The organism is Methylophilus sp. DMC14, assembly GCF_056314085.1.
Window position 1 is genome coordinate 41,111 of record NZ_JBQUZA010000001.1, and the last position, 20,143, is coordinate 61,253.

The window sequence follows — 20,143 nt, forward strand, 5'->3', positions numbered from 1 at the left end:
TAAAGGCCTATTGAGTTAAATTGGCAAGTTGTTTTGGGTGGGTATTGATCGGGATACATAACATGGCCGTGATGAGCGCCAATGCAATATGTATGCTGTACGTTGGGATAAAGTCACCCGGCTTGAGCAGTGCTTTACCAAGGAATAACACGGTGATGGACACACCTATCACCGTGCCAATTTGGCGGGCAGCGTGATTGATGGCAGAACCAACGGCATAGTCTTTTTGCGGCAAACCAAACATGGCGGCAGCGGATAAAGAGGGCATGACCAAGCCGACAGAGATGCCGCTTAATAGTAAACCCGGTAGCCATGTAGCCAGATAATTAGGGGTGGTATCGGGGACCATTAAAAACCACAGCCCACTGAGGGCGTAGGTCATGGTGCCTGTGATAAGCAAAGGACGATGTCCCACTTTGGAGGCTATTTTCCCTGCAACCAATGCGGTAGGCACAACCATCAGTGGCCCTGGCATGACAGACGCACCGGCTAAGGACTGGTTTAAATGCCATATATTCTTCATCCAAAAAAAGAATGAAAAAAACATGATGGAAAACGCAATCCCGAAGGTGATGCCTGCCAGGTTTGCAAATAAAAAGGTTTTGTTTTTAAACAGGCTGAGGTCAAACAATGGTTCTGGGTAAAACTTCGCCCAAGGAATATAACTTGCCAGCAACACCCAACCTAATATCAGAATGGCTGTTAACTCATAGGGATTCCAACTAGGCGACTTCATCTCAACAATCGCAAACGCAATTGCTCCCACACCGACGACCAACTGCAACATGCCGACGAGATCAAGCCGCATATGCGCTCTTGGCTGAACCGACTCATGCAATACAGCTAAGCTTTGCCATATGCAAAATAATCCAATCGGGATGTTGATAAAAAATGCCCACTGCCAGCCGCCTACATCAATAATCCAGGAACCAATCCCCGGACCTAATGCCGCGGCCAAAGCACCAACAGCGCCCCAAGCACCCATGATGACTGACCGCCTCTCGCGAGGAAACGCCTCCAATACCAGCGCCAATGCAGAGGGGGTCAGCAGACAAGCACCGATAGATTGAAAAACTCTGGCGACAATAAGCCATGAGACACTAGGGGCGGCACCGCATGCAAATGAGGCACTGATAAATAACAAGGTGCCTAATGTGAATATTTTTTTACGCCCAAATTTATCTGCAATACCACCCGCCGGGATCAGCATGGCAGCATAGACAATAGAGTAGCCGCTCATCGCCCAGGATAGATCAGCGGCAGTAGAGTCCGGAAAGCTACTGAGAATATTATTGAACCCAGCATACAGAATCGTCGTATCCAGGGAGGACATAAAAATCGCAATACTGGCGATTGCGAATACCCGCCAAGCTGCCGGGATTGCTTTATTTGCAGACACTAACTGCTGTATGTTTGAGTTCATGACATTCTCTGATTTGACTTAGGCGTATTAGTAATACTGGCCACAACGCCTTGATTCGTTGCGGCCAGTGTTCGCTTAGTGACTCAGAAAGAACTCAGCTGTGTTTACAAACGAATCATGGTACTGAAAAATCGAACCGTGATTGGAGTCTGGATATAACAGCAATTGCGCATTTTTAAGCTGCTTATATAGGGTAATCGAACCCTCGGTTGGTAACATGGTGTCATTGCTACCCGTCACCACCAAAACCGGTTGTTGAATGGCTTTTAACGTTTTGAATTCAGGATCAGGTGTGCTCGTCCATACAATTAAGGCCTTGCCATGTGCATCTGCAATCTCCTTACCACTTTCAGGGTCACGCCCTTCTTTTCTGGCATAGTCGCGAGACAAAAATGCAGCGGCGGCTTGCTTCCCTGCATCACTTTGAGAGAAGAACAGATAGTCGCGAGGATCTGGCGCATTGGCTCTGGAAAAAGCCTCACCCAATACTTTCATCAGATGATTGCCACCGCCTTGATGGGTAGTCCCGGCGAGAATCACTTTTCGAACCAGTTCTGGATGTTGCGCAGCAAGTTCTTGGGCAACAAACCCACCCATCGAAAACCCCAACACATCCACTTGCTTATAGCCCAGCGCTTGAATAAACGCATAAGCATCTGTGGTCATTTGTGCGATGTTGTCGGCAACCACTCCATTCGTAGCACCAACGCCTCTGTTATTGAATACAACCACTGGACGATTCTTGGCCAAGGCATTCACTACCGCCGGATCCCAGGCATCCATATTGCCAGTGAAGTGCTGAAGGAGCACTAATGGAGTACCTGATTGAGAGCCTAAAGTGCGGTAAGAGAATTTAATGCCATTGGCCTCTACAAATTTTGTGGCCGCTGTCTCCAGTTTATCTGCAGCCAAGGCCGTGCCTGACTCTATGATGGATAAGGTAGTGGCGATGAGTAACAATGATCTTAAAATTTTATTCACGAATATCTCCTGTTCAGTCAAATGGATGATTGGGTTCTTAGGTGGTGATTAGCTCAGGTAACGATTCGCTGGTTTAGCTAATGACAAATGCGGCCCCAATGCTTTTCTTGCCGCATCAAATGCTTGCCAATCCTCAATATTTGGCAAAGATGGAATAGTGATCACCTCGCCCAAATCAAATCCTCTTAGCGCGGCATCTACCAAATCATCAGTTTTCATCACCATTTCAGGCGGCAAGTGACTTGCTGGCATATTCACTTTGTCCAGGAACGGCGTATCGGTCGCACCTGGCAACACCACCTGAATGCGCACCCCTTTGTCACCAAGTTCATGCTGCATGGATTGGCTAAACATCACCACATAAGACTTAGTTGCGTTGTAAACGCCATTGAACATTTCAGGAATATAGGCAAGCACTGAGGCAACATTGATGATGGCACCTTTGCCTTCAGCAAAAAATCGTTTGGCTGCTGCGCCGGAGAGTCGTGTGAGCGCGGTGATGTTCAATTGAATCATGGTCTCCATCGCATCCATATTAGACTCAACCAACGTCGTAGACGCACCACCGCCTGCGTTATTCACCAGCAGGGTAATACTGCTATCTTCCCGTAAGCGTGTTTCGACTTTTAATAAATCAGCCTTGAGGGTCAGGTCGGCCGGCATGATTTCTACCTGACTTCCAGATGCACTCTTAATACCATCTGCTACTTTTTGCAGCTTTGCTTGATCACGTGCCACCAAAATCAAGTCATACCCTCGCTTTGCTAGTCGGTCTGCATACACAGCCCCAATCCCAGTTGATGCACCTGTGATCAATGCTGTCCCAAGTTTATTCACTGCATTCATTCTTTCACCTCTTTACGGTTTAACAGTTATGTATATATAAATACCAATCGGTACATAAATACTATGCAACAAAATTTGCTCTGTCAACATTTTTTTGTAACAATTGGTATAAATTACTTAAGTGAAGAAAATTGAGATGACTGAAGAGTTAAAAAAGACACGAGGTCGCCCCAAAATGTTTGATAACGAGGTGATCCTGGACAAGGCTTTGAAAGTGTTTTGGGAAAGGGGCTATGAAGGCGCCTCAATGGCCGAGTTAACCTCCACGCTCGGTGTGAATAAGCCAAGTTTGTATGCTGCGTTTGGCAATAAGGAAGAATTGTTTAGGCAAGCGCTTTCTAAGTATGTCTCCGGTCCAGCTTCATTTGTGAGGATGGTGATGAAAGAGCCAACAGCGCGCAAAGTCGCAGAAAAGTTTTTATTAAGTAGCGCAGAGTTTCTAACTAGTGAAGCACATCCCAAGGGATGCATGATCGTGCAAGGTGCCCTTTCATGCGGTGAAGGCGCACAGATCATCAAAGAGCAGCTTATTCAGTATAGAAAACATTATGAAGGCTTGTTAACTGAGCGATTTGAGTTGGCAAAACTGGAAGGTGATTTATCGCCTGACTTAAATGCCGTTGATTTATCTAAATATTTAGCTACTCTACATCAAGGAATGTCAGTGCAAGCAGTCAATGGCGCCACTCAAGAAGAACTCAAAAGGATGGTTAATGTAGCGATGTTGAATTGGCCGAGCAAATAAGGGGGTATCTATAACTGTGGTGTCGTCTGCAATTTAACCAAAGATCAAATAAATATAAATCAAATACTTATAAAATTTATTGCAAACAGAATTTCCAAATTATTTGTAACATAAGTTGAGATTTAACCCTAACAAACTAGCCCACACATCAGCAAACACAGCCAAATTTAATACACTGCCTACTTATCAAGTCTTAAGTAAGTCAAAAAATAAAGGCCGCATATGCGGCCTTTATTTTTTATATCAGTGATAAACGTTAGTTAATTTTCCTCGCCCTAAAACCGAGTATGACTATAAACCCCATCATCAATAAAGCATAGTTATGAGGCTCTGGAACAGGTGTTGTCACAGCTACAGAAGAAAATTTGCTATTTCCTAATGTGAGAGAGTTATTCCAATTATTAGCCACTACAGTTCCGGTCACATTTCCGCTGCTACCGTGAATTGTCGCATCCGTGGCTAGTATGCTTGCACTGAAGTTGATGTTGTTAAGAGTCAAGGATGTGGCATCGTAAAAGTTAAACAATACATTATAAGCACTGAATGCAGACCACCCACCGGTAAGATTCACCGAGCTTCCAGAGACATTCAGGATCAATGTTGAACCTGATGCAATGTTAGAGAAACTCCAGTTGTTGATATTGGATAAATCAGAACCCGAAAGCGTGAAATATTCGACACTGCCCCCTGTACCTGACAGATATCCATTGGTTCCATAGTTGTAACTTACGGAACCGGTCGAAGCTGTTGCCGCAAGATTGTCAGAGAGAGAGTTTAATTGAGTCTTAGCTGATACAAAATCAATTGGAGAAGTTGCGGCAGTTGAATAGCTATTGTAGTAATCGTACTGGGGCTTAGTAACACTACCGCCGACCCACGTCGTACCAGTAACATTGCCATATGATTTGGTTAGATTTCCACCAACAACAAGGCCATAACTATTATTTGCTGAATTAGAAATGGTAGAAGTACTGATGTTTGCATTCCCACCAACTGCCACGGCTCCAGAAATTGAGTTCCAGTTATTGCTTTCATAGTTGCCAAAAACAAATACGTTATAGTCACGTGCTACACCTAAATCAATAGTGTTAGCGAAGGACTGGTTCGCGAAAAAGGCTGCGGTAAGTATCAAACCATTAATTAATTTCATCTGTACTCCAAAAGCTCAATTCAATCTTAGATTGTCGTTGTTGCATTTAACATTAAAATGCAGTGATGTGCATTAGCCCAAACGGGTATTTTACCTCATCCCATCTTCAAGGGATTAATGAATCGCCACTACTGATGATAATTAGATATCGAAAACAATAGCTATAAAATAAGAAAGCCTGTAGTACAGGCTTTCTTAGTGTAAATGTTGCTTGGTATTACCCTTGACTGTTGTTGTAACTCTCTGATTTTACTGAAATCAAACTCTCGACTTGAATTGCAAAAATCTCAAGTTGAATTACAAACGACAAAAAACCATAAAATTTTTATGTGTTAGCCCTTGAAATCAAAAAATCCCGCCCCAAATTAGCAATCAAGGTGCGCGAGTGCTAAAATGCGTACCGCTTTGATTGTTTTAGTTTTAACGTTATCCCTATAACACTTTAGGAAAACTCCAAGGAGAATCTCATGAACATTCGTCCGTTGCACGACCGTGTAATTGTTAAACGCGCTGCTGAAGAGCGCACTACTGCTTCTGGCATTGTGATCCCTGACAGTGCAACAGAGAAACCAGACCAAGGTGTGGTTCAGGCAGTTGGCAATGGCAAAAAAGATGACAACGGCAAGGCTATCGCTTTGGACGTGAAAGTCGGCGACAAAGTATTGTTCGGCAAATACTCCGGCCAAACAGTGAAAGTCAACGGCGAAGAGCTGTTGGTCATGCGCGAAGAAGACATTATGGCGATTGTTGAGTAATTTGACGGCTTGCAACGGGCGATTGCTGCGTTGCATAAAGCCGTTTTGGCTCGCCGTACTTTATGTACTGTCTTCGCCAAAGCCGTTTTATGCGCCTTGCACTCATCCCGTTTCAGCACGTCATGGTTTTAAACAATTTCTAGTAAAACTGATTGAAGTATTTAGGAGAATTTAAATGGCAGCTAAAGACGTAAGATTTGGTGATGACGTTCGCCAAAAAATGGTAAATGGCGTTAACGTATTGGCTAACGCTGTTCGTGTAACTTTGGGCCCTAAAGGCCGTAACGTGGTATTGGAGCGTTCTTTTGGCGCGCCAACCATCACTAAAGATGGTGTGTCTGTGGCTAAAGAAATCGAACTGAAAGACAAGTTCGAAAACATGGGCGCACAGATGGTGAAAGAAGTTGCTTCTAAAACCAATGATATCGCTGGTGACGGTACAACGACTGCGACTGTGTTGGCACAAGCCATCATCCGTGAAGGCATGAAGTCTGTGGCTGCGGGCATGAACCCAATGGACCTGAAGCGCGGTATCGACAAAGCGGTTGAAGCTGCTGTAGCTGACCTGAAAGCACAATCCAAACCCTGTACTACCAGCAAAGAAATCGCCCAAGTTGGCGCGATCTCTGCTAACTCTGACGCCTCTGTTGGCCAGATCATTGCGGATGCAATGGACAAAGTGGGTAAAGAAGGCGTGATCACTGTTGAAGACGGTTCAGGCCTGAGCAACGAGCTGGATGTGGTTGAAGGTATGCAGTTTGACCGTGGTTACCTGTCTCCATACTTCATCAACAACCCAGAGCGTCAAATCGCGTTGCTGGACAACCCATTCGTGTTGTTGCACGACAAAAAAATCTCCAACATCCGTGACTTGCTGCCAACCTTGGAACAAGTGGCAAAAGCTGGCCGTCCATTGCTGATCATCGCTGAAGATGTTGATGGCGAAGCGCTGGCAACCCTGGTAGTGAACAACATCCGCGGTATCCTGAAAACGACTGCAGTTAAAGCCCCAGGCTTTGGTGACCGTCGTAAAGCCATGTTGGAAGACATTGCGATTCTGACTGGCGGTACTGTGATCTCTGAAGAAGTGGGCCTGAAACTGGAAGCCGTACAACTGCACGATCTGGGTCAAGCCAAACGCATCGAAGTGGGCAAAGAAAACACCATCATCATTGACGGTGCTGGCAACGAAGAAGCGATCAAGGCCCGTATCACTCAAATCAAAACACAAATCGAAGAAGCTTCTAGCGACTACGACCGTGAAAAACTGCAAGAGCGCGTGGCCAAACTGGCTGGCGGTGTTGCCGTGATCAAGGTTGGCGCGACGACTGAAATCGAAATGAAAGAGAAAAAAGCCCGCGTGGAAGATGCATTGCACGCGACACGTGCTGCGGTTGAAGAAGGCATTGTGGCTGGCGGTGGCGTGGCATTGATTCGTGCCCGCGAAGCGATTGCCAAAGTGAAAGGTGACAACCTGGATCAAGAAGCCGGTATCAAGATCGTTCTGCGTGCGGTTGAAGAGCCACTGCGTCAGATCACCCAGAACGCTGGCGTTGAACCATCAGTCGTGGTGAACAACGTGGCTGCCGGTAAAGGCAACTACGGTTACAACGCAGCCAACGAAACCTATGGCGACATGGTTGAGATGGGCGTACTGGATCCAACTAAAGTGACCCGCTCTGCCTTGCAACACGCGGCTTCTGTGGCTGGCCTGATGCTGACCACTGACTGCATGGTGGCTGAGCTGCCTAAAGAAGATGCACCAGCAATGGGTGGTGATATGGGCGGTATGGGTGGCATGGGCGGCATGATGTAGCCTTTGCTTGGATGACATCATTGCCGACCATACAAAACAGTGGCGCGGCATGATGTCATTTCAATCTTCCCTGCATCGGTGATGCGTCGTTAGTTTTGACATTTAGTCCTTGCCGTACTTCATGTACTGTCTGCGTCGAAAATGTTTCAACACCAAGCTTCACCTTGGCATTGAAGTTGAAATGCCCTAATAAGCATTCACACAAACAAAACCCGCTTCTGCGGGTTTTGTTTTATCTGTCATTCTCCGCCATAATGGCGAATGGCGCGGCGCAAATGCGCGGCATACTCATCTCACGAAAGAATTCATATGACTACTCTAAACACCCTCACTCAACGCCTGAGCTATATCGTCGGCGAAAATATGGCTCACCAATTGCAAAATGACGGCCTGGAGCTGGATGCTGCGGCCGTGGCGCTGGCAGTGAGCGATGTGATGGCCGGCAATGCTTCACGCATGACCGACGACGAAAAACGCAGTACAGTGGAACAAGTACAACAAGAGAGCCAGGCCAGACAGATGGCTGCCCACGCGAAAAACAAGGCGGCGGGCGAAGCCTATCTGGCAGACAATGCGAAAAAAGAAGGCGTAACCACGACAGCAAGTGGCTTGCAGTATAAACAACTGGTCGCAGGCAATGGCGCGAAGCCTACCACCAGCGACCGTGTCAAAGTCCACTACCACGGCACACTGACCGACGGCACGGTGTTTGATAGCTCTTATCAGCGCGGCGAACCGATTGTGTTTCCGGTGACTGGTGTGATTGCAGGCTGGGTAGAAGGCTTGCAGTTGATGAACGTAGGTAGCAAGTTTGAGCTGACTATCCCATCGCACCTGGCATATGGCGCAAACGGCAGCGGCCCGGTGATTGGCCCGGATGCGACGCTGGTGTTTCAGGTTGAGTTGTTGGCTATCGAATAAGCCGGTCCTAGTAGTACAAATTCAAGGCAATACAGATTCAGGGCACCCGTCGGGTGCCCTTTTTCATGGGGCCGCCCATTCCCGGCTTGCCTCCCTGCCTGCGCTATTGTTAGACTTTGTGAATCTTTCACATTGTCGAGCGCCACAGATGCAAGATCCTCAATTAAACTTAACCGGTGAAATCGTGACTGTGCGCCCTGAACACAGCATAGATACCATTCAGCACCTGCCCAATTATGTGGGCATCTCTCAAATGACAGCGGGGGCTAGTGGCATTTCGATGAATATCGTGGTGATCCCTCCAGCGGCCAAAGCGCAACCGCATTACCATCAAGGCTTTGAAACGGCGATTTACCTGCTGAAGGGTGAAGTGCAAACGTTTTATGGTGAAAATTTGAGCAAGTCCTGCACCAATCAAGCGGGCGACTTTATTTTCATCCCGGCAGGGGTGCCGCATCAGCCAGTCAATTTGAGCCCTGACACAGAAGCGATTGCGCTCGTGGCACGTAACGATGCCAATGAGCAGGAAAGTGTGCGGGTCTATGCGGCTCAGGCCACTGTGCTTGGCTGATAAAGCCGCTGGTAAAAAACTTAGACGGACTCTTGTCGCTGACCGCGACCCAACAAGGCGCTGACGGCTGCTTGCGCCGTTTTCTGGTTAGTGAGTAGTTGATTGACTTCAAAAGTGATGGGCATTTCGACGTCTATGGTTTCGGCACGACGCATGACTTCACGCGCAGTGTTGACGCCTTCTGCCACGTGGCCTAATCCCGCCAGAATGCTCTCTAATGATTTGCCAGAAGCCAGTTGCAAACCGACTTCACGGTTACGCGAATATTGGCCGGTACAGGTCAGAATCAAGTCGCCCGCCCCCGCCAAGCCCATAAAGGTCTCGGCCTTGGCACCCAGCGCCATGCCAAAGCGGGTGATTTCGGCTAAGCCCCGCGTGATCATGGCAGCGCGTGCATTGTTACCAAAGCCCATGCCGTCAGAGATACCGGCGGCAATCGCCATCACGTTTTTAACCGCCCCACCCACCGAAGCGCCGACCACGTCGACGCTATCGTAGACGCGCAAGCAGCCGCCATGAATCAGCTGTGCCGATTGCTGCGCCAGCTCGCGGTGATTGGCAGCCAGAGTAATTGCCGTTGGCAGGCCTCGCACCAGTTCGGCGGCAAAGCTGGGGCCGCTTAACACGCCCCACGGATACTCTGCGCCCAACTCCTCTTGCGCCACTTCAAAAGGCAGTTTTGCCGTTTGCGGCTCCAGGCCTTTGTTGGCCCAGATCAAGGGCTGTTGTATGCCCAAACTTTTGAGTTGCTGCAAAATCGGCCGGAAACCCGCCGTAGGCACCACTGATAAAATCAAATCGGCACCGTCAATCGCTGCAGCCAGATCATCCTCTACCGAGAGTTTTTCAGGAAAAGCAAAGTCACCCAGATACAGCGGATTGGCACGCGCCTTGCGCATGCCAGAAACGTGCCCGCTATTACGCGCCCACAACACCACATCGTGCTGCAAGGCAATATGCATGGCAAGTGCAGTACCCCAGGCACCTGCACCAAGAACGGCAACTTTACTCATTTGGATGGATCCTGATCAGTCACCGCGAGCTATCTGCGGTGACTGACAAAGTGAGACGAAATTAGTTAGGAGCGCCAGCCGCTTGCGCAGCTTGTTGCTGCTGCTGCAGGTACAAGGCTTCGAAGTTGATCGGGTTCAACAACACGGGCATGAAGCCAGCGCGGGTAACCATATCGGAGATGGCTTCGCGTGCATAAGGGAACAAGATGTTAGGGCAAGCCACCGCCAGGATAGGCTCCATGTTTTCTTGTGGCACGTTGCGGATGGCAAAAATACCGGATTGGTTCACTTCTACCAGGAATGCGGTTTTATCTTCGATTTTCGCGGTCACAGTCACTTTGATGGAGACGTTGAAAATACCGTCTTCAACCTGTTGTGCCGTATTGCCCAGCTCTACATTGATCTGTGGCGTCGTGCGCTCGGTGAAAATCGCTGGAGCATTAGGCACTTCGATAGAAGCATCATGCACGTACAATTTTTCGATGCTGAAAATCGGTGCTGCGTTTTGGTCCGCTTGGTTTTGTGGTTCCTGAGCCATGAATCGTCCTTAAAATTATCAATACACAAAGGCGCTATTCTAACCGGACATCCCTGGCCTGACTATGGGTTTTTTATGACAGCGGACAGGTCACTTCAAGCGGCCAGCAACGGGTCCAGACCGCCCTGCACATCCAGGGCATGCAAGTCATCAAAGCCGCCAACATGGTGCTCGCCAATAAAAATCTGTGGCACCGTACGGCGGCCGGTTTTTTCCATCATTTCGGCCCGTAACTCTGGCTGCAAATCGACACGAATTTTTTCAATTTCGGTCACACCCTTGTTTTTCAATAACCGTTCGGCATTGATGCAATAAGGGCAGACTGCCGAGGTATACATCACTACTTTTGCCATCATGATTCCTTTCAAGTGGATGACTTGGTGGCTGGCATCTTGGCCTCCACCCAGGCGGCCATGCCACCTTTGAGCACATTCAACGTGGTAAAGCCCTGTGCCTTGAGCAATTTGGCGGCGGCGTTGGCGCGGCTGCCGCGCTGGCAAACCAGCAACACCGGCTTTTCCTTGAATTTTTGAATTTCATTTATGCGGTCAGCCAGTTGCGCAAGCGGAATATGGCGCGCACCCTGCAAATGCCCCTGGGCAAATTCGTCCGCCTCGCGCACATCCAGTACCAAGGCAGATTTTCTATTCATCAGCACCACGGCTTCAGTGACCGAGAGCACAGTAGCCCCCGCCGCAGAACGGCTCAGCATGGGCAGGATCAGCGCCAGGCCAGAGCCCACCGCCAGTCCGATTAACAACACATTATGTTTTAAAAATTCCACAGCGTTACTCACTTTGTTGGGTTATGACGACCGGTGTGCGGTCTTCAGGAGACTGGCCGCTTGGGTAGGCGTGACCAGCGGTTGCGATTATAATAGACGAATTCATCAATCCGACATTTCGTCACCACTTTTAAAGATTGTTAGCCATGTCTATCAAACCTGTCATATTGCTGATCCTCGATGGTTTTGGCCACAGCGAGACCCGCGAACACAATGCTGTTTTACAGGCAAACACGCCCAACCTCGACCGGCTCAAAGCCACTTACCCCCACAGCCTGATCAACGCCTCCGAACACTATGTCGGCCTGCCAGACGGCCAAATGGGCAATTCTGAAGTGGGTCACCTGAATATTGGGGCGGGACGCATTGTCTTTCAAGACTTTGAGCGTATTAATAACAGCATCAGCAGTGGTGAGTTTTTCAAGTTACCCGCCCTGGTCAATGCCATGCAGGCCCTCAAAGCCAGTGACAAAGCGCTGCATATCCTGGGCCTGCTGTCTGATGGCGGCGTGCATAGCTACCAGCCGCATATTCACGCCCTGCTCGAAATGGCCAAGCAACAGGGCCTGAGCAAGGTGTATGTGCATGCCTTTCTCGATGGCCGCGACACCCCGCCCAAAAGCGCGCAGCCTTACCTGCAAGCGCTCGAAAACCATCTCCAGCAGCTGGGCGTTGGCAGGGTGGCCTCTGTGGGCGGCCGCTTTTATGGCATGGACCGCGACAAGCGCTGGGAGCGGGTCGCGGTGGCTTATGAGTTGCTGGTCAATGGTACAGCCGAATATGTGGCGGCAGACAGCCTGACGGCCTTGCAGCAAGCGTATGCCCGCGATGAAAGCGACGAGTTTGTGAAGTGCACGGCAATTCGCGCGGCTGACGAAGCCCCCGTGCGTATGGAAGACGGTGACTGCCTGGTGTTCATGAACTTCAGGAGTGACCGCGCCCGCCAACTGACCGATGCCCTGCTCAACCAGCAGTTTGCAGGCTTTGAGCGCAGCCGGGTGCCACGCTTTAGCCACTATTTTACGCTGACCCAGTACGACAAAAACCAGACGCTGGCAGAACCGATTTTCGCGCCCTACACCGTGCCCAATACCTTTGGCGAATACGTCTCCAAACTCGGGCTCAAGCAATTGCGCATTGCCGAAACCGAAAAGTATCCGCACGTGACGTTCTTCTTCAACGGCGGTGAAGAAACCGTTTTTGCTGGTGAAGACCGCATTCTGGTGCCTTCACCCAAAGTTGCGACCTATGACTTGCAACCAGAAATGAGTGCGCCAGAAGTCACCGACAAACTGGTCGCCGCCATTGAATCGCAGCAATATCAGGCCGTGATCTGCAACTATGCCAATGGCGATATGGTGGGCCATACCGGCAACTTGCAAGCGGCCATTAAAGCGGTAGAAACGCTGGACACCTGTGTCGGCCGGATTGTGGCGGCTGCCCAAAAAACCGGCGCTGAAGTGATTATTACCGCCGACCATGGCAATGCCGAGAGCATGTTTGACCACACCAGTGCGCAGGCACACACCCAGCACACCACCAATCTGGTGCCCTTTATTTACGTTGGGCGCCAGGCGGTGATTCGTAGCGGCGGCGCACTGTCAGACATTGCACCGACCTTGTTATCGCTGATGGGGGTCGCACAACCTGCAGAAATGACCGGCCAGTCGCTGATCCAATTGAATGCAGCGGCCTGAGTGGCCGCTCAGGTGCATGACTCCGATCATCGTTAAGCAGCTGGCAAAGCCAGCGATCAAGTGTTTTAGCCTGTTGGCAGGCCTCTGGCTCTGTGGCGCCGTGAGCCTGCCAGCGCAGGCCGCGCCTGCGGACAAAACAGAAACAACCAAAGGCGATCTCGAACAGGTCAAAGAGAAAATCCAGCAACTGGCCAATGCGCTCAAAGCTTCGCGCGTGGCCAAACAGGATGCACATGAAGCGCTCAAGGCTTCGGAAACGGCCATCAGCGCATCCCGCAAAAAATTGCGCGAGATTCAGGATGCGCAGCTGGAAAACCGCAGCAAATTACAAGACTTGCAAAAACAACTCAACGGCCTGCAACGTCAGGTCAACCAGCAAAAACAATCGCTCAACGAGCAGCTAAACCAGCAATATCGGCATGGCAACCATAGCCCGCTGCAAATGTTGTTGCAACAACAGGACCCCAACAACACGGCACGCAATCTCAAATACCTGGGCTATCTGACGGCGGCGCACCAGCAGCAGATTCAGTCGCTGCAAACCAACCAGGAAGCCATAGACCGCGTCCGCACGCAAACCACCGAACAATTGCACGAAACCGAACGTCTGGCCAGCCAATACAGCGACACCACGCAAAAACTGGAAAACGAAAAATCACTGCGTAGCGAGGCGTTAAAAGAGCTGTCCAAACAGATCGAAACGCAAGAACAGCAGATGGTCCGGCTGAAAAAAGACGAAGAAGCGCTGTCACAGTTGTTCCAGCGCTTGCTGGCCGAGGCCAAGAAACGTGAGCAGGAAGCGCTGGCGAAAGCCAAGCGCGAGAAAGAAGCGGCGGCTAAAAAAGCCGCTGAACTGGCGGCGCGTAAAAAGAAATCCGGCGGCCGCACGTTTGAGCATACGCCGCAAGCAACAGTCGATGACTCAGGCAGCGACACGCAAAGCAGCACCGTGATTGCCAAAAACGAAACGCTACCTGAATACAATGCCAACAAGGAAAACTTTGCCCAGTTACGGGGACGCTTGCGCCTGCCGGTACGCGGCGATGTGATCAACCGTTTTGGCACGGCCCGGGCAGAGACCGGGGTAAGCTGGAAAGGCATCTTCATCCGCGCCAGGGAGGGCAGCGAGGTGAAATCGGTCGCGGGCGGGCAAGTGGTGTTTGCCGACTGGATGCGTGGCTTTGGCAACCTGATTGTGATTGACCACGGCAACGGCTACATGAGCCTGTACGGTAACAACGAGGCCTTGTACAAATCGTCAGGGCAAAGTGTTAAAGCGGGCGATACGATTGCCGCGGTGGGCAATAGCGGTGGCAATGCTGAAAATGGGGTTTATTACGAACTGCGCCGCAACAGTGTGCCGTTTGATCCGCTGCAATGGAGTAGTGTGCGTTAGGCGTTGGCCCGCCTTGCGCACCCCGGTGTCCTGGTCGGCGCGCGGTCCTAGTACCGTTCTTCTGTTGAAGAATCCACGGCCTCGCGCACATGCTGCCTGGCTTCCAGATACAACTTGTCCAGCTCTGCTTGCGACATGGTAAGCGTAGTGTTAGAGACCTGCATGAGTTGCACGGAGCGCGTGCCCCCCGCTGCTGGCATGGCATCCGCTGGCGGCGCCAGATCATTGGACGACACATCACTGGGTGGCAGGGGAAGCGCTGTAGACGCTTGGCTGGGCGCATCTTCGCTACAAGCCACCACCAAGAAACTACAGGTCAGAGATAAAAACAGTTCAGAATAACGCACGGCAATACGACACTTCTATCAAATACTCAAAAATCTTATTCACCCATCACATGCATGAGGACGCGTCTGCGGGCAGGCAGGTGTCGATGCTCAAACAAAAAAATGCCTTGCCACTGGCCCAGGGCAACCCTGCCTTGTAGCACAGGAATCGACAAGCTGGTTTGTGTCAGCGCGGTACGCACATGTGCAGGCATGTCATCCGGGCCCTCCACGGTATGAATGAACAGGTCATCGCCATCCGGTACCAGCCGGTTAAAAAAGGCTTCCAGGTCCACCAGCACATCGCGGTCATAATTTTCATTGATCAGCAGGCTGGCTGAAGTGTGCTGGATATACAGCGTCAACAAGCCGGACTGAATGCCGGATTGCTGCACCCATTGCAATACCTGCGGCGTGATGTCATACAAACGCCGACCTTGGGCATTAATAGAGAGGGTTTCGTGCTGTTGTCGCATCCATCAATCTATCCGTAAATCAGCGTCAGTTTACCAGTAACGCCAGCCGCCGCCCCAATAGGGCCTGGGTCCCCAAGGGCCACCATAAAAACCGGGGCCGCCGTAAAAACCTGGCCCGTAAAACCAGGGATCCATGCTGCGCAACCGGGCATAATCCCGTTCACGCTTTAACTTGGCTTCTGCCTCGGCGCGCGCTTTTTCACGCTTGTTAATCTCATCGGCGATGGCGTTTTGCTGCGCCAGCGCATTCGCCTGCTGCATATAATCAAGCACGCCTTTGGAAATACCTTTTTGATGCCATGACAGCACCTCTGAAGGGGTCAATGCATAACGCGATTGCGACTGCTTGATTGCATCAATAATCTCGGCATCCGTCTTGCCCTGCTTGCTCATGGTCACAATCTCATCCAAACTCAACGTCGACTGCGGCGGTGGCACCAGCGCAGCGAGTTGCTCGGGAGAAATACGGTCAATCTGCACCGGTTGCGGTGGTTGTGTCGCGCATCCGCTCATCAAACCGAGCAAAAAAATGATCAAGGACAAACGCCAAGCTTGTGAGTCTCGCATAGTTGCTCCATTTTACACCCGCACAATAAAAAAGGGTCATACGAATATGACCCTTTGCTTGCACCACAGGTTCAGCCTGCATGCAGATGACCACGCTGCGCCCAAGATGTGCGCGCTGACACTCAGGCTTTGCGGAACTGCATTTTCCCACCCTGAAAATCCACCTGTACCGTGTCTTTGGCCGCAAACTGCCCAGCCAGGATTTCACGTGCCAGCGGATTCTCAATTTCACTTTGAATGGCGCGTTTGAGCGGACGTGCGCCATAAACGGGATCAAAGCCTGCATTGGCAATTTCGGCCAGCGCTGCGTCGGTGACGTCGAGTTGCATCTCCATGGCTGCCAGCCGTTTGGCCAGCAATTGCAACTGGATATTGGCAATCGACTTCACATGCGCTTCTCCCAGTGAATGGAACACGACCACCTCATCAATCCGGTTGATGAACTCTGGCCTGAAGTGCGTTTTCACCTCACCCATCACCGCCAGTTTAACCACCTGATAATCCTGGTCACTCATGCTCTGGATCATCTGGCTACCCAGGTTAGAGGTCATGATAATGACGGTATTCTTAAAGTCTACCGTCCGCCCCTGGCCATCGGTCAGGCGACCATCGTCCAGCACTTGCAGCAACACGTTAAACACATCCGGATGCGCTTTTTCCACCTCGTCCAGCAATACGACTGAATAAGGCTTGCGGCGCACGGCTTCGGTCAGCGTGCCGCCTTCTTCATAGCCGACATAGCCGGGGGGCGCACCAATCAACCGCGAGACCGAGTGTTTTTCCATAAACTCACTCATGTCTATGCGCACCAGATGGTCTTCACTGTCGAACAGAAAGTTGGCCAGCGCCTTGCACAACTCGGTTTTACCCACGCCAGTCGGCCCCAGGAACAAAAAGCTGCCATACGGACGGTTAGGGTCACTCAAGCCACTGCGTGAACGACGGATCGCATCCGAGACCAGCCGTACCGCTTCGTCCTGCCCCACCACCCGCGCATGCAGGCTGTTTTCCATATTGAGCAGCTTTTCGCGCTCGCCGGTCATCATTTTGCTGACCGGGATGCCGGTAGCCCGGCTGACCACTTCAGCAATTTCATCGGCACCGACTTCGGTACGCAACATTTTATGTTTGACCGTGCCACTCGCTTCAGCGCTTGACGCGTGCTTCAACTGGGCTTCGAGTTGCGGCAATTTGCCATACTGCAACTCTGAGACTTTTTGCCAGTCGCCTTTGCGTTTGGCGGCTTCCATCTCCAGTTTAATTTTTTCAATCGCCTCTTTCACGCCTGCCGAGCCTTGTACGGCAGCCTTCTCCGCTTTCCAGATTTCCTCGAGGTCGGCATACTCTTTTTCAAGCTTGCTGATTTCTTCTTCAATCAGGCCAAAGCGTTTCTGGCTGGCTTCATCTTTCTCGCGGCGCACGGCTTCACGCTCAATCTTAAGCTGAATCAATCGGCGATCCAGTTTATCCATGACTTCCGGCTTGGAGTCGATCTCCATCTTGATGCGCGAGGCTGCCTCGTCGATCAGGTCGATGGCCTTATCCGGCAAAAAACGGTCCGTAATATAGCGGTTAGACAGTTCTGCCGCCGCGACAATGGCCGGGTCGGTAATTTCCACACCATGGTGTAATTCGTACTTTTCCTGCAAACCGCGCAAGATGGCAATGGTCGCCTCGACGCTAGGTTCGTCCACCAGCACCTTCTGGAAGCGACGCTCCAAGGCCGCATCTTTTTCGATATATTTACGGTATTCATCGAGCGTGGTCGCGCCCACGCAATGCAGCTCACCCCGGGCCAATGCAGGCTTGAGCATATTGCCGGCATCCATCGCGCCTTCAGATTTACCGGCACCGACCATGGTATGAATCTCGTCAATAAAGACGATGGTCTGGCCTTCGTCTTGCGCCAGCTCCTTGAGCACCGCTTTCAAACGTTCTTCAAATTCGCCGCGGTATTTGGCCCCGGCCAATAGGGCGGCCATGTCCAGGCTCAATACTTTTTTGTTTTTAAGCGAATCAGGCACTTCGCCATTGACAATACGCTGCGCCAGTCCTTCTACAATCGCGGTTTTACCCACGCCGGGCTCACCGATCAATACCGGATTATTTTTGGTGCGGCGCTGCAAGACCTGAATGGCGCGCCGAATCTCGTCATCGCGGCCAATCACCGGATCCAGCTTGCCAGCACGGGCGCGCTCGGTCAGGTCCAGCGTGTATTTTTTCAACGCTTCACGCTGACCTTCGGCTTCCTGGCTGTTGACGGAATCATTGCCGCGCACGGCTTTAATCGCCTGTTCAAGTGCGGTTTTACTCAAGCCATGTTGCTTGAGCAGCTGCCCGGTGGGGCCTTTATCTTCGGCCAGCGCCAGCAAGAACATTTCGCTGGCAATATAGGTGTCGCCGCTCTTTTGCGCGAGCTTGTCGGTGACATTGAGCAGATTATTGAGGTCGCGCGACACGCTGACATCGCCGCTGTTTTCGCTGACTTTGGGCAGGTTATCTATGGCTTGTTGCAACCCGGTTTTAAGTGCACTGACTTGCGCACCTGCGCGTGACAACAGCGCCGCTACCCCACTGTCGTCCTGGTTGAGCATGGCCAGCAACAAGTGAGGCGCTTCTATGGTGGGATGATCCGCCCCGACGGCCATGCTCTGCGCATCGGCCAGGGCCTGTTGAAATTTAGTCGTGAGTTTATCAAAACGCATGGCAAACCCTTTCTTGATTAAAGTATCGCCGCACGCTTGCGGCTGGATACCCATATAATGCGGCGGGTTTTTGCGTTTTCAATAGCGCCAGATCAAATGACAGCGTTTTTGAGCTGGCTATTTTGCGAATGGCAGGACTTTCAAGCCTTGATCACTGGTATTCACGGCCAGCGACACTTGGCCTTGTAAATTGAGCCATTGCGGGTAATCCAACTTGGTCGTGCTATGCAGCATGACACTGGGCGCGCCCCAGGTACGGCCACCATCCACAGAGACCATGGCCACGATATCAAAACCGCTGCTATCCCGCTCTTGCCAGGCCAGCCAGACTTTATCGGCCACACTCAACAAGGCCGGGTGGCTGGCATTGCGTTTGAGGTCACCAATCCGTTTCGGCGGTGAGCTCACCCAGGCCTGGCCATCCATGCGCGCCAGCCGCAAGCCAGGCTTGTCCCCTGCCCCATCAAAATAGGCCAGGTGATAGCCAAAGCCTTCACCAACCGCAATCGCAGCACCATGATGCGGACAACCATCCAGTTTCCAGTGACCATAACTGGCACGCACCAGCACCGGTTTGCCGGTGCCACCAATTTCGGCCATGGCGTGGTCGCGCTCACTGCCCTCAAAGACATGCCGCCACAAGACTGCCACCGTGCCATCCGGCTTGCTAGTCATGGCAATCCGGCAACACTCGCAGCTGCTATCCGCCAATTTTTGTTCTGGGGCAAAACTTTTGCCATGATCGCTTGAAACCGCGTAGTAAATGGCAGCACCATCATAAGGTTTGCCCGCAGCCTTGGCGGCCAGCAAACCGCGTTTATCTACCCAGGCCACGGTGATGGTGCCATTGGCGGCCACATGCAAACTGTCAAAACGGTGGGTGATTTCATCGCGGTGCTGGTGCACGATATAAGGGGCCTCAAAGCTTTTGCCGCCATCGGTAGAGCGTGCAAACCAGATATAGCCGGCATAAGGCTTTTTCAGCGATTCGGTCCAGGTGACATACAGATGGCCATTGGGGCCAACCGCAATCTTGGGCCTGGCTTCGCCATCGGCGGCCACTTTCATCGGCAACGAATTGACCGCGGTTTCCCGACCAAGGGGTTTGCCCGTGGCATCCAGCAAAGACACCCAGACCTGACCCTGCCTGGCCTGAGCCAGCCAGATGCGGCCGGCACCCTCGGGCGTGACACTGACGGCCAGGGCGTTGGGTGCCTGCTCGGCATGGCCCTCATGACCTTCGTGCGCTTGCGCAAAATCCACCCAGCTTGTCATCAGGACAAACAGCCCTAAAACCACGCTTAACCCATGCCTGAGCAGATTGATTTTATGTATAAAATTGACGTTCATTAACACAAGTGAAACTCGCTAAAGTTTAGCGCCAACTGCGCCGTTAACCCACTTAATCGTCCCAGATAGACGCCTGGAATCAA

The 20,143-nt window shown here is 51.3% G+C and carries 20 protein-coding genes; 7 read left to right on the forward strand and 13 right to left on the reverse strand.

What is annotated here, in order from left to right; translation table 11 throughout:
- Window positions 1-7: 7 nt before the first annotated feature.
- The 3 genes from ACT53C_RS00225 to ACT53C_RS00235 all read right to left on the reverse strand — a co-directional run bounded on the left by ACT53C_RS00225 (window position 8) and on the right by ACT53C_RS00235 (window position 3,250).
- On the reverse strand, window positions 8-1,399 hold the full coding sequence (locus ACT53C_RS00225) for a DHA2 family efflux MFS transporter permease subunit (protein WP_476144252.1): 1,392 nt from the start codon (window positions 1,397-1,399) through the stop codon (window positions 8-10).
- A gap of 99 nt (window positions 1,400-1,498) precedes the next feature.
- A complete protein-coding gene (locus ACT53C_RS00230) occupies window positions 1,499-2,404 on the reverse strand; it encodes an alpha/beta fold hydrolase (RefSeq protein WP_476144253.1) in 906 nt (301 codons plus the stop codon).
- Window positions 2,405-2,452: 48 nt separating this feature from the next.
- Window positions 2,453-3,250, reverse strand: coding sequence for an SDR family NAD(P)-dependent oxidoreductase (locus ACT53C_RS00235; RefSeq protein ID WP_476144254.1), 798 nt, complete (start codon window positions 3,248-3,250; stop codon window positions 2,453-2,455).
- A 136-nt stretch (window positions 3,251-3,386) separates the two neighbouring features.
- Here ACT53C_RS00235 and ACT53C_RS00240 point away from each other — a divergent pair, with 136 nt between their 5' ends.
- Complete coding sequence (locus ACT53C_RS00240) at window positions 3,387-3,995, forward strand: TetR/AcrR family transcriptional regulator (protein WP_313986947.1); 609 nt, start codon at window positions 3,387-3,389, stop codon at window positions 3,993-3,995.
- Between the two features lie 256 nt (window positions 3,996-4,251).
- On the opposite strand, the gene ACT53C_RS00245 is transcribed toward ACT53C_RS00240, so the two are convergent.
- Window positions 4,252-5,145: a choice-of-anchor A family protein gene (locus ACT53C_RS00245; RefSeq protein ID WP_476144255.1), complete on the reverse strand. Its 894-nt coding sequence runs from the start codon at window positions 5,143-5,145 to the stop codon at window positions 4,252-4,254.
- 467 nt (window positions 5,146-5,612) lie between these two features.
- Between ACT53C_RS00245 and ACT53C_RS00250 the strand changes: the two genes are divergently transcribed.
- The 4 genes from ACT53C_RS00250 to ACT53C_RS00265 all read left to right on the forward strand — a co-directional run bounded on the left by ACT53C_RS00250 (window position 5,613) and on the right by ACT53C_RS00265 (window position 9,208).
- Window positions 5,613-5,900: a co-chaperone GroES gene (locus ACT53C_RS00250; protein ID WP_194748562.1), complete on the forward strand. Its 288-nt coding sequence runs from the start codon at window positions 5,613-5,615 to the stop codon at window positions 5,898-5,900.
- Window positions 5,901-6,075: 175 nt separating this feature from the next.
- Complete coding sequence (groL, locus tag ACT53C_RS00255; protein WP_194748563.1) at window positions 6,076-7,716, forward strand: chaperonin GroEL; 1,641 nt, start codon at window positions 6,076-6,078, stop codon at window positions 7,714-7,716.
- Between the two features lie 309 nt (window positions 7,717-8,025).
- Window positions 8,026-8,637, forward strand: a complete 612-nt coding sequence (locus ACT53C_RS00260) for an FKBP-type peptidyl-prolyl cis-trans isomerase (protein WP_275356176.1) — start codon at window positions 8,026-8,028, stop codon at window positions 8,635-8,637.
- A gap of 148 nt (window positions 8,638-8,785) precedes the next feature.
- Window positions 8,786-9,208, forward strand: a complete 423-nt coding sequence (locus ACT53C_RS00265) for a cupin domain-containing protein (RefSeq protein ID WP_476144257.1) — start codon at window positions 8,786-8,788, stop codon at window positions 9,206-9,208.
- 20 nt (window positions 9,209-9,228) lie between these two features.
- On the opposite strand, the gene ACT53C_RS00270 is transcribed toward ACT53C_RS00265, so the two are convergent.
- From ACT53C_RS00270 to ACT53C_RS00285, 4 genes are all read right to left on the reverse strand, one after another.
- On the reverse strand, window positions 9,229-10,221 hold the full coding sequence (locus ACT53C_RS00270; protein ID WP_338655133.1) for an NAD(P)H-dependent glycerol-3-phosphate dehydrogenase: 993 nt from the start codon (window positions 10,219-10,221) through the stop codon (window positions 9,229-9,231).
- A 61-nt stretch (window positions 10,222-10,282) separates the two neighbouring features.
- On the reverse strand, window positions 10,283-10,759 hold the full coding sequence (gene secB, locus ACT53C_RS00275; RefSeq protein WP_194748568.1) for a protein-export chaperone SecB: 477 nt from the start codon (window positions 10,757-10,759) through the stop codon (window positions 10,283-10,285).
- Window positions 10,760-10,854: 95 nt separating this feature from the next.
- Window positions 10,855-11,112 (reverse strand): glutaredoxin 3, encoded by a 258-nt coding sequence (gene grxC / locus ACT53C_RS00280; protein ID WP_194748569.1) that lies wholly within the window; start codon window positions 11,110-11,112, stop codon window positions 10,855-10,857.
- Between the two features lie 11 nt (window positions 11,113-11,123).
- Window positions 11,124-11,543 (reverse strand): rhodanese-like domain-containing protein, encoded by a 420-nt coding sequence (locus tag ACT53C_RS00285; RefSeq protein ID WP_476144258.1) that lies wholly within the window; start codon window positions 11,541-11,543, stop codon window positions 11,124-11,126.
- 146 nt (window positions 11,544-11,689) lie between these two features.
- Here ACT53C_RS00285 and gpmI point away from each other — a divergent pair, with 146 nt between their 5' ends.
- Together gpmI and ACT53C_RS00295 are read left to right on the forward strand one after the other, a co-directional pair.
- On the forward strand, window positions 11,690-13,240 hold the full coding sequence (gene gpmI / locus ACT53C_RS00290; protein ID WP_476144260.1) for a 2,3-bisphosphoglycerate-independent phosphoglycerate mutase: 1,551 nt from the start codon (window positions 11,690-11,692) through the stop codon (window positions 13,238-13,240).
- A 16-nt stretch (window positions 13,241-13,256) separates the two neighbouring features.
- Window positions 13,257-14,636: a murein hydrolase activator EnvC family protein gene (locus tag ACT53C_RS00295; protein WP_275356181.1), complete on the forward strand. Its 1,380-nt coding sequence runs from the start codon at window positions 13,257-13,259 to the stop codon at window positions 14,634-14,636.
- Between the two features lie 47 nt (window positions 14,637-14,683).
- Here the strand turns inward: ACT53C_RS00295 and ACT53C_RS00300 are convergent, their stop codons facing one another.
- The 5 genes from ACT53C_RS00300 to ACT53C_RS00320 form a co-directional block, all read right to left on the reverse strand.
- A complete protein-coding gene (locus ACT53C_RS00300; protein WP_313987334.1) occupies window positions 14,684-14,983 on the reverse strand; it encodes a hypothetical protein in 300 nt (99 codons plus the stop codon).
- A gap of 35 nt (window positions 14,984-15,018) precedes the next feature.
- Complete coding sequence (locus tag ACT53C_RS00305; RefSeq protein WP_194740530.1) at window positions 15,019-15,438, reverse strand: secondary thiamine-phosphate synthase enzyme YjbQ; 420 nt, start codon at window positions 15,436-15,438, stop codon at window positions 15,019-15,021.
- Between the two features lie 30 nt (window positions 15,439-15,468).
- Window positions 15,469-16,005, reverse strand: a complete 537-nt coding sequence (locus tag ACT53C_RS00310) for a hypothetical protein (protein ID WP_194748574.1) — start codon at window positions 16,003-16,005, stop codon at window positions 15,469-15,471.
- Window positions 16,006-16,127: 122 nt separating this feature from the next.
- The gene (gene clpB, locus ACT53C_RS00315) at window positions 16,128-18,710 is read right to left on the reverse strand and encodes an ATP-dependent chaperone ClpB (RefSeq protein WP_476144263.1); all 2,583 of its coding nucleotides are present in this window, start codon (window positions 18,708-18,710) and stop codon (window positions 16,128-16,130) included.
- A gap of 117 nt (window positions 18,711-18,827) precedes the next feature.
- Window positions 18,828-19,985 carry a sialidase family protein gene (locus ACT53C_RS00320; protein WP_476144265.1) on the reverse strand — a complete coding sequence of 386 codons (1,158 nt, stop codon included), beginning with the start codon at window positions 19,983-19,985 and terminating at the stop codon, window positions 18,828-18,830.
- Between the last annotated feature and the right edge of the window lie 158 nt (window positions 19,986-20,143).

Coding starts and splice junctions, on each gene's coding strand:
- ACT53C_RS00235 (WP_476144254.1), bottom strand. CDS start 3,250: ATGAATGCAGTGAATAAACTTGGGACAGCATTGATCACAGGTGCATCA.
- ACT53C_RS00240 (WP_313986947.1), top strand. CDS start 3,387: ATGACTGAAGAGTTAAAAAAGACACGAGGTCGCCCCAAAATGTTTGAT.
- ACT53C_RS00245 (WP_476144255.1), bottom strand. CDS start 5,145: ATGAAATTAATTAATGGTTTGATACTTACCGCAGCCTTTTTCGCGAAC.
- ACT53C_RS00250 (WP_194748562.1), top strand. CDS start 5,613: ATGAACATTCGTCCGTTGCACGACCGTGTAATTGTTAAACGCGCTGCT.
- groL (WP_194748563.1), top strand. CDS start 6,076: ATGGCAGCTAAAGACGTAAGATTTGGTGATGACGTTCGCCAAAAAATG.
- ACT53C_RS00260 (WP_275356176.1), top strand. CDS start 8,026: ATGACTACTCTAAACACCCTCACTCAACGCCTGAGCTATATCGTCGGC.
- ACT53C_RS00265 (WP_476144257.1), top strand. CDS start 8,786: ATGCAAGATCCTCAATTAAACTTAACCGGTGAAATCGTGACTGTGCGC.
- ACT53C_RS00270 (WP_338655133.1), bottom strand. CDS start 10,221: ATGAGTAAAGTTGCCGTTCTTGGTGCAGGTGCCTGGGGTACTGCACTT.
- secB (WP_194748568.1), bottom strand. CDS start 10,759: ATGGCTCAGGAACCACAAAACCAAGCGGACCAAAACGCAGCACCGATT.
- grxC (WP_194748569.1), bottom strand. CDS start 11,112: ATGGCAAAAGTAGTGATGTATACCTCGGCAGTCTGCCCTTATTGCATC.
- gpmI (WP_476144260.1), top strand. CDS start 11,690: ATGTCTATCAAACCTGTCATATTGCTGATCCTCGATGGTTTTGGCCAC.
- ACT53C_RS00295 (WP_275356181.1), top strand. CDS start 13,257: ATGACTCCGATCATCGTTAAGCAGCTGGCAAAGCCAGCGATCAAGTGT.
- ACT53C_RS00305 (WP_194740530.1), bottom strand. CDS start 15,438: ATGCGACAACAGCACGAAACCCTCTCTATTAATGCCCAAGGTCGGCGT.
- ACT53C_RS00310 (WP_194748574.1), bottom strand. CDS start 16,005: ATGCGAGACTCACAAGCTTGGCGTTTGTCCTTGATCATTTTTTTGCTC.
- clpB (WP_476144263.1), bottom strand. CDS start 18,710: ATGCGTTTTGATAAACTCACGACTAAATTTCAACAGGCCCTGGCCGAT.
- ACT53C_RS00320 (WP_476144265.1), bottom strand. CDS start 19,985: ATGACAAGCTGGGTGGATTTTGCGCAAGCGCACGAAGGTCATGAGGGC.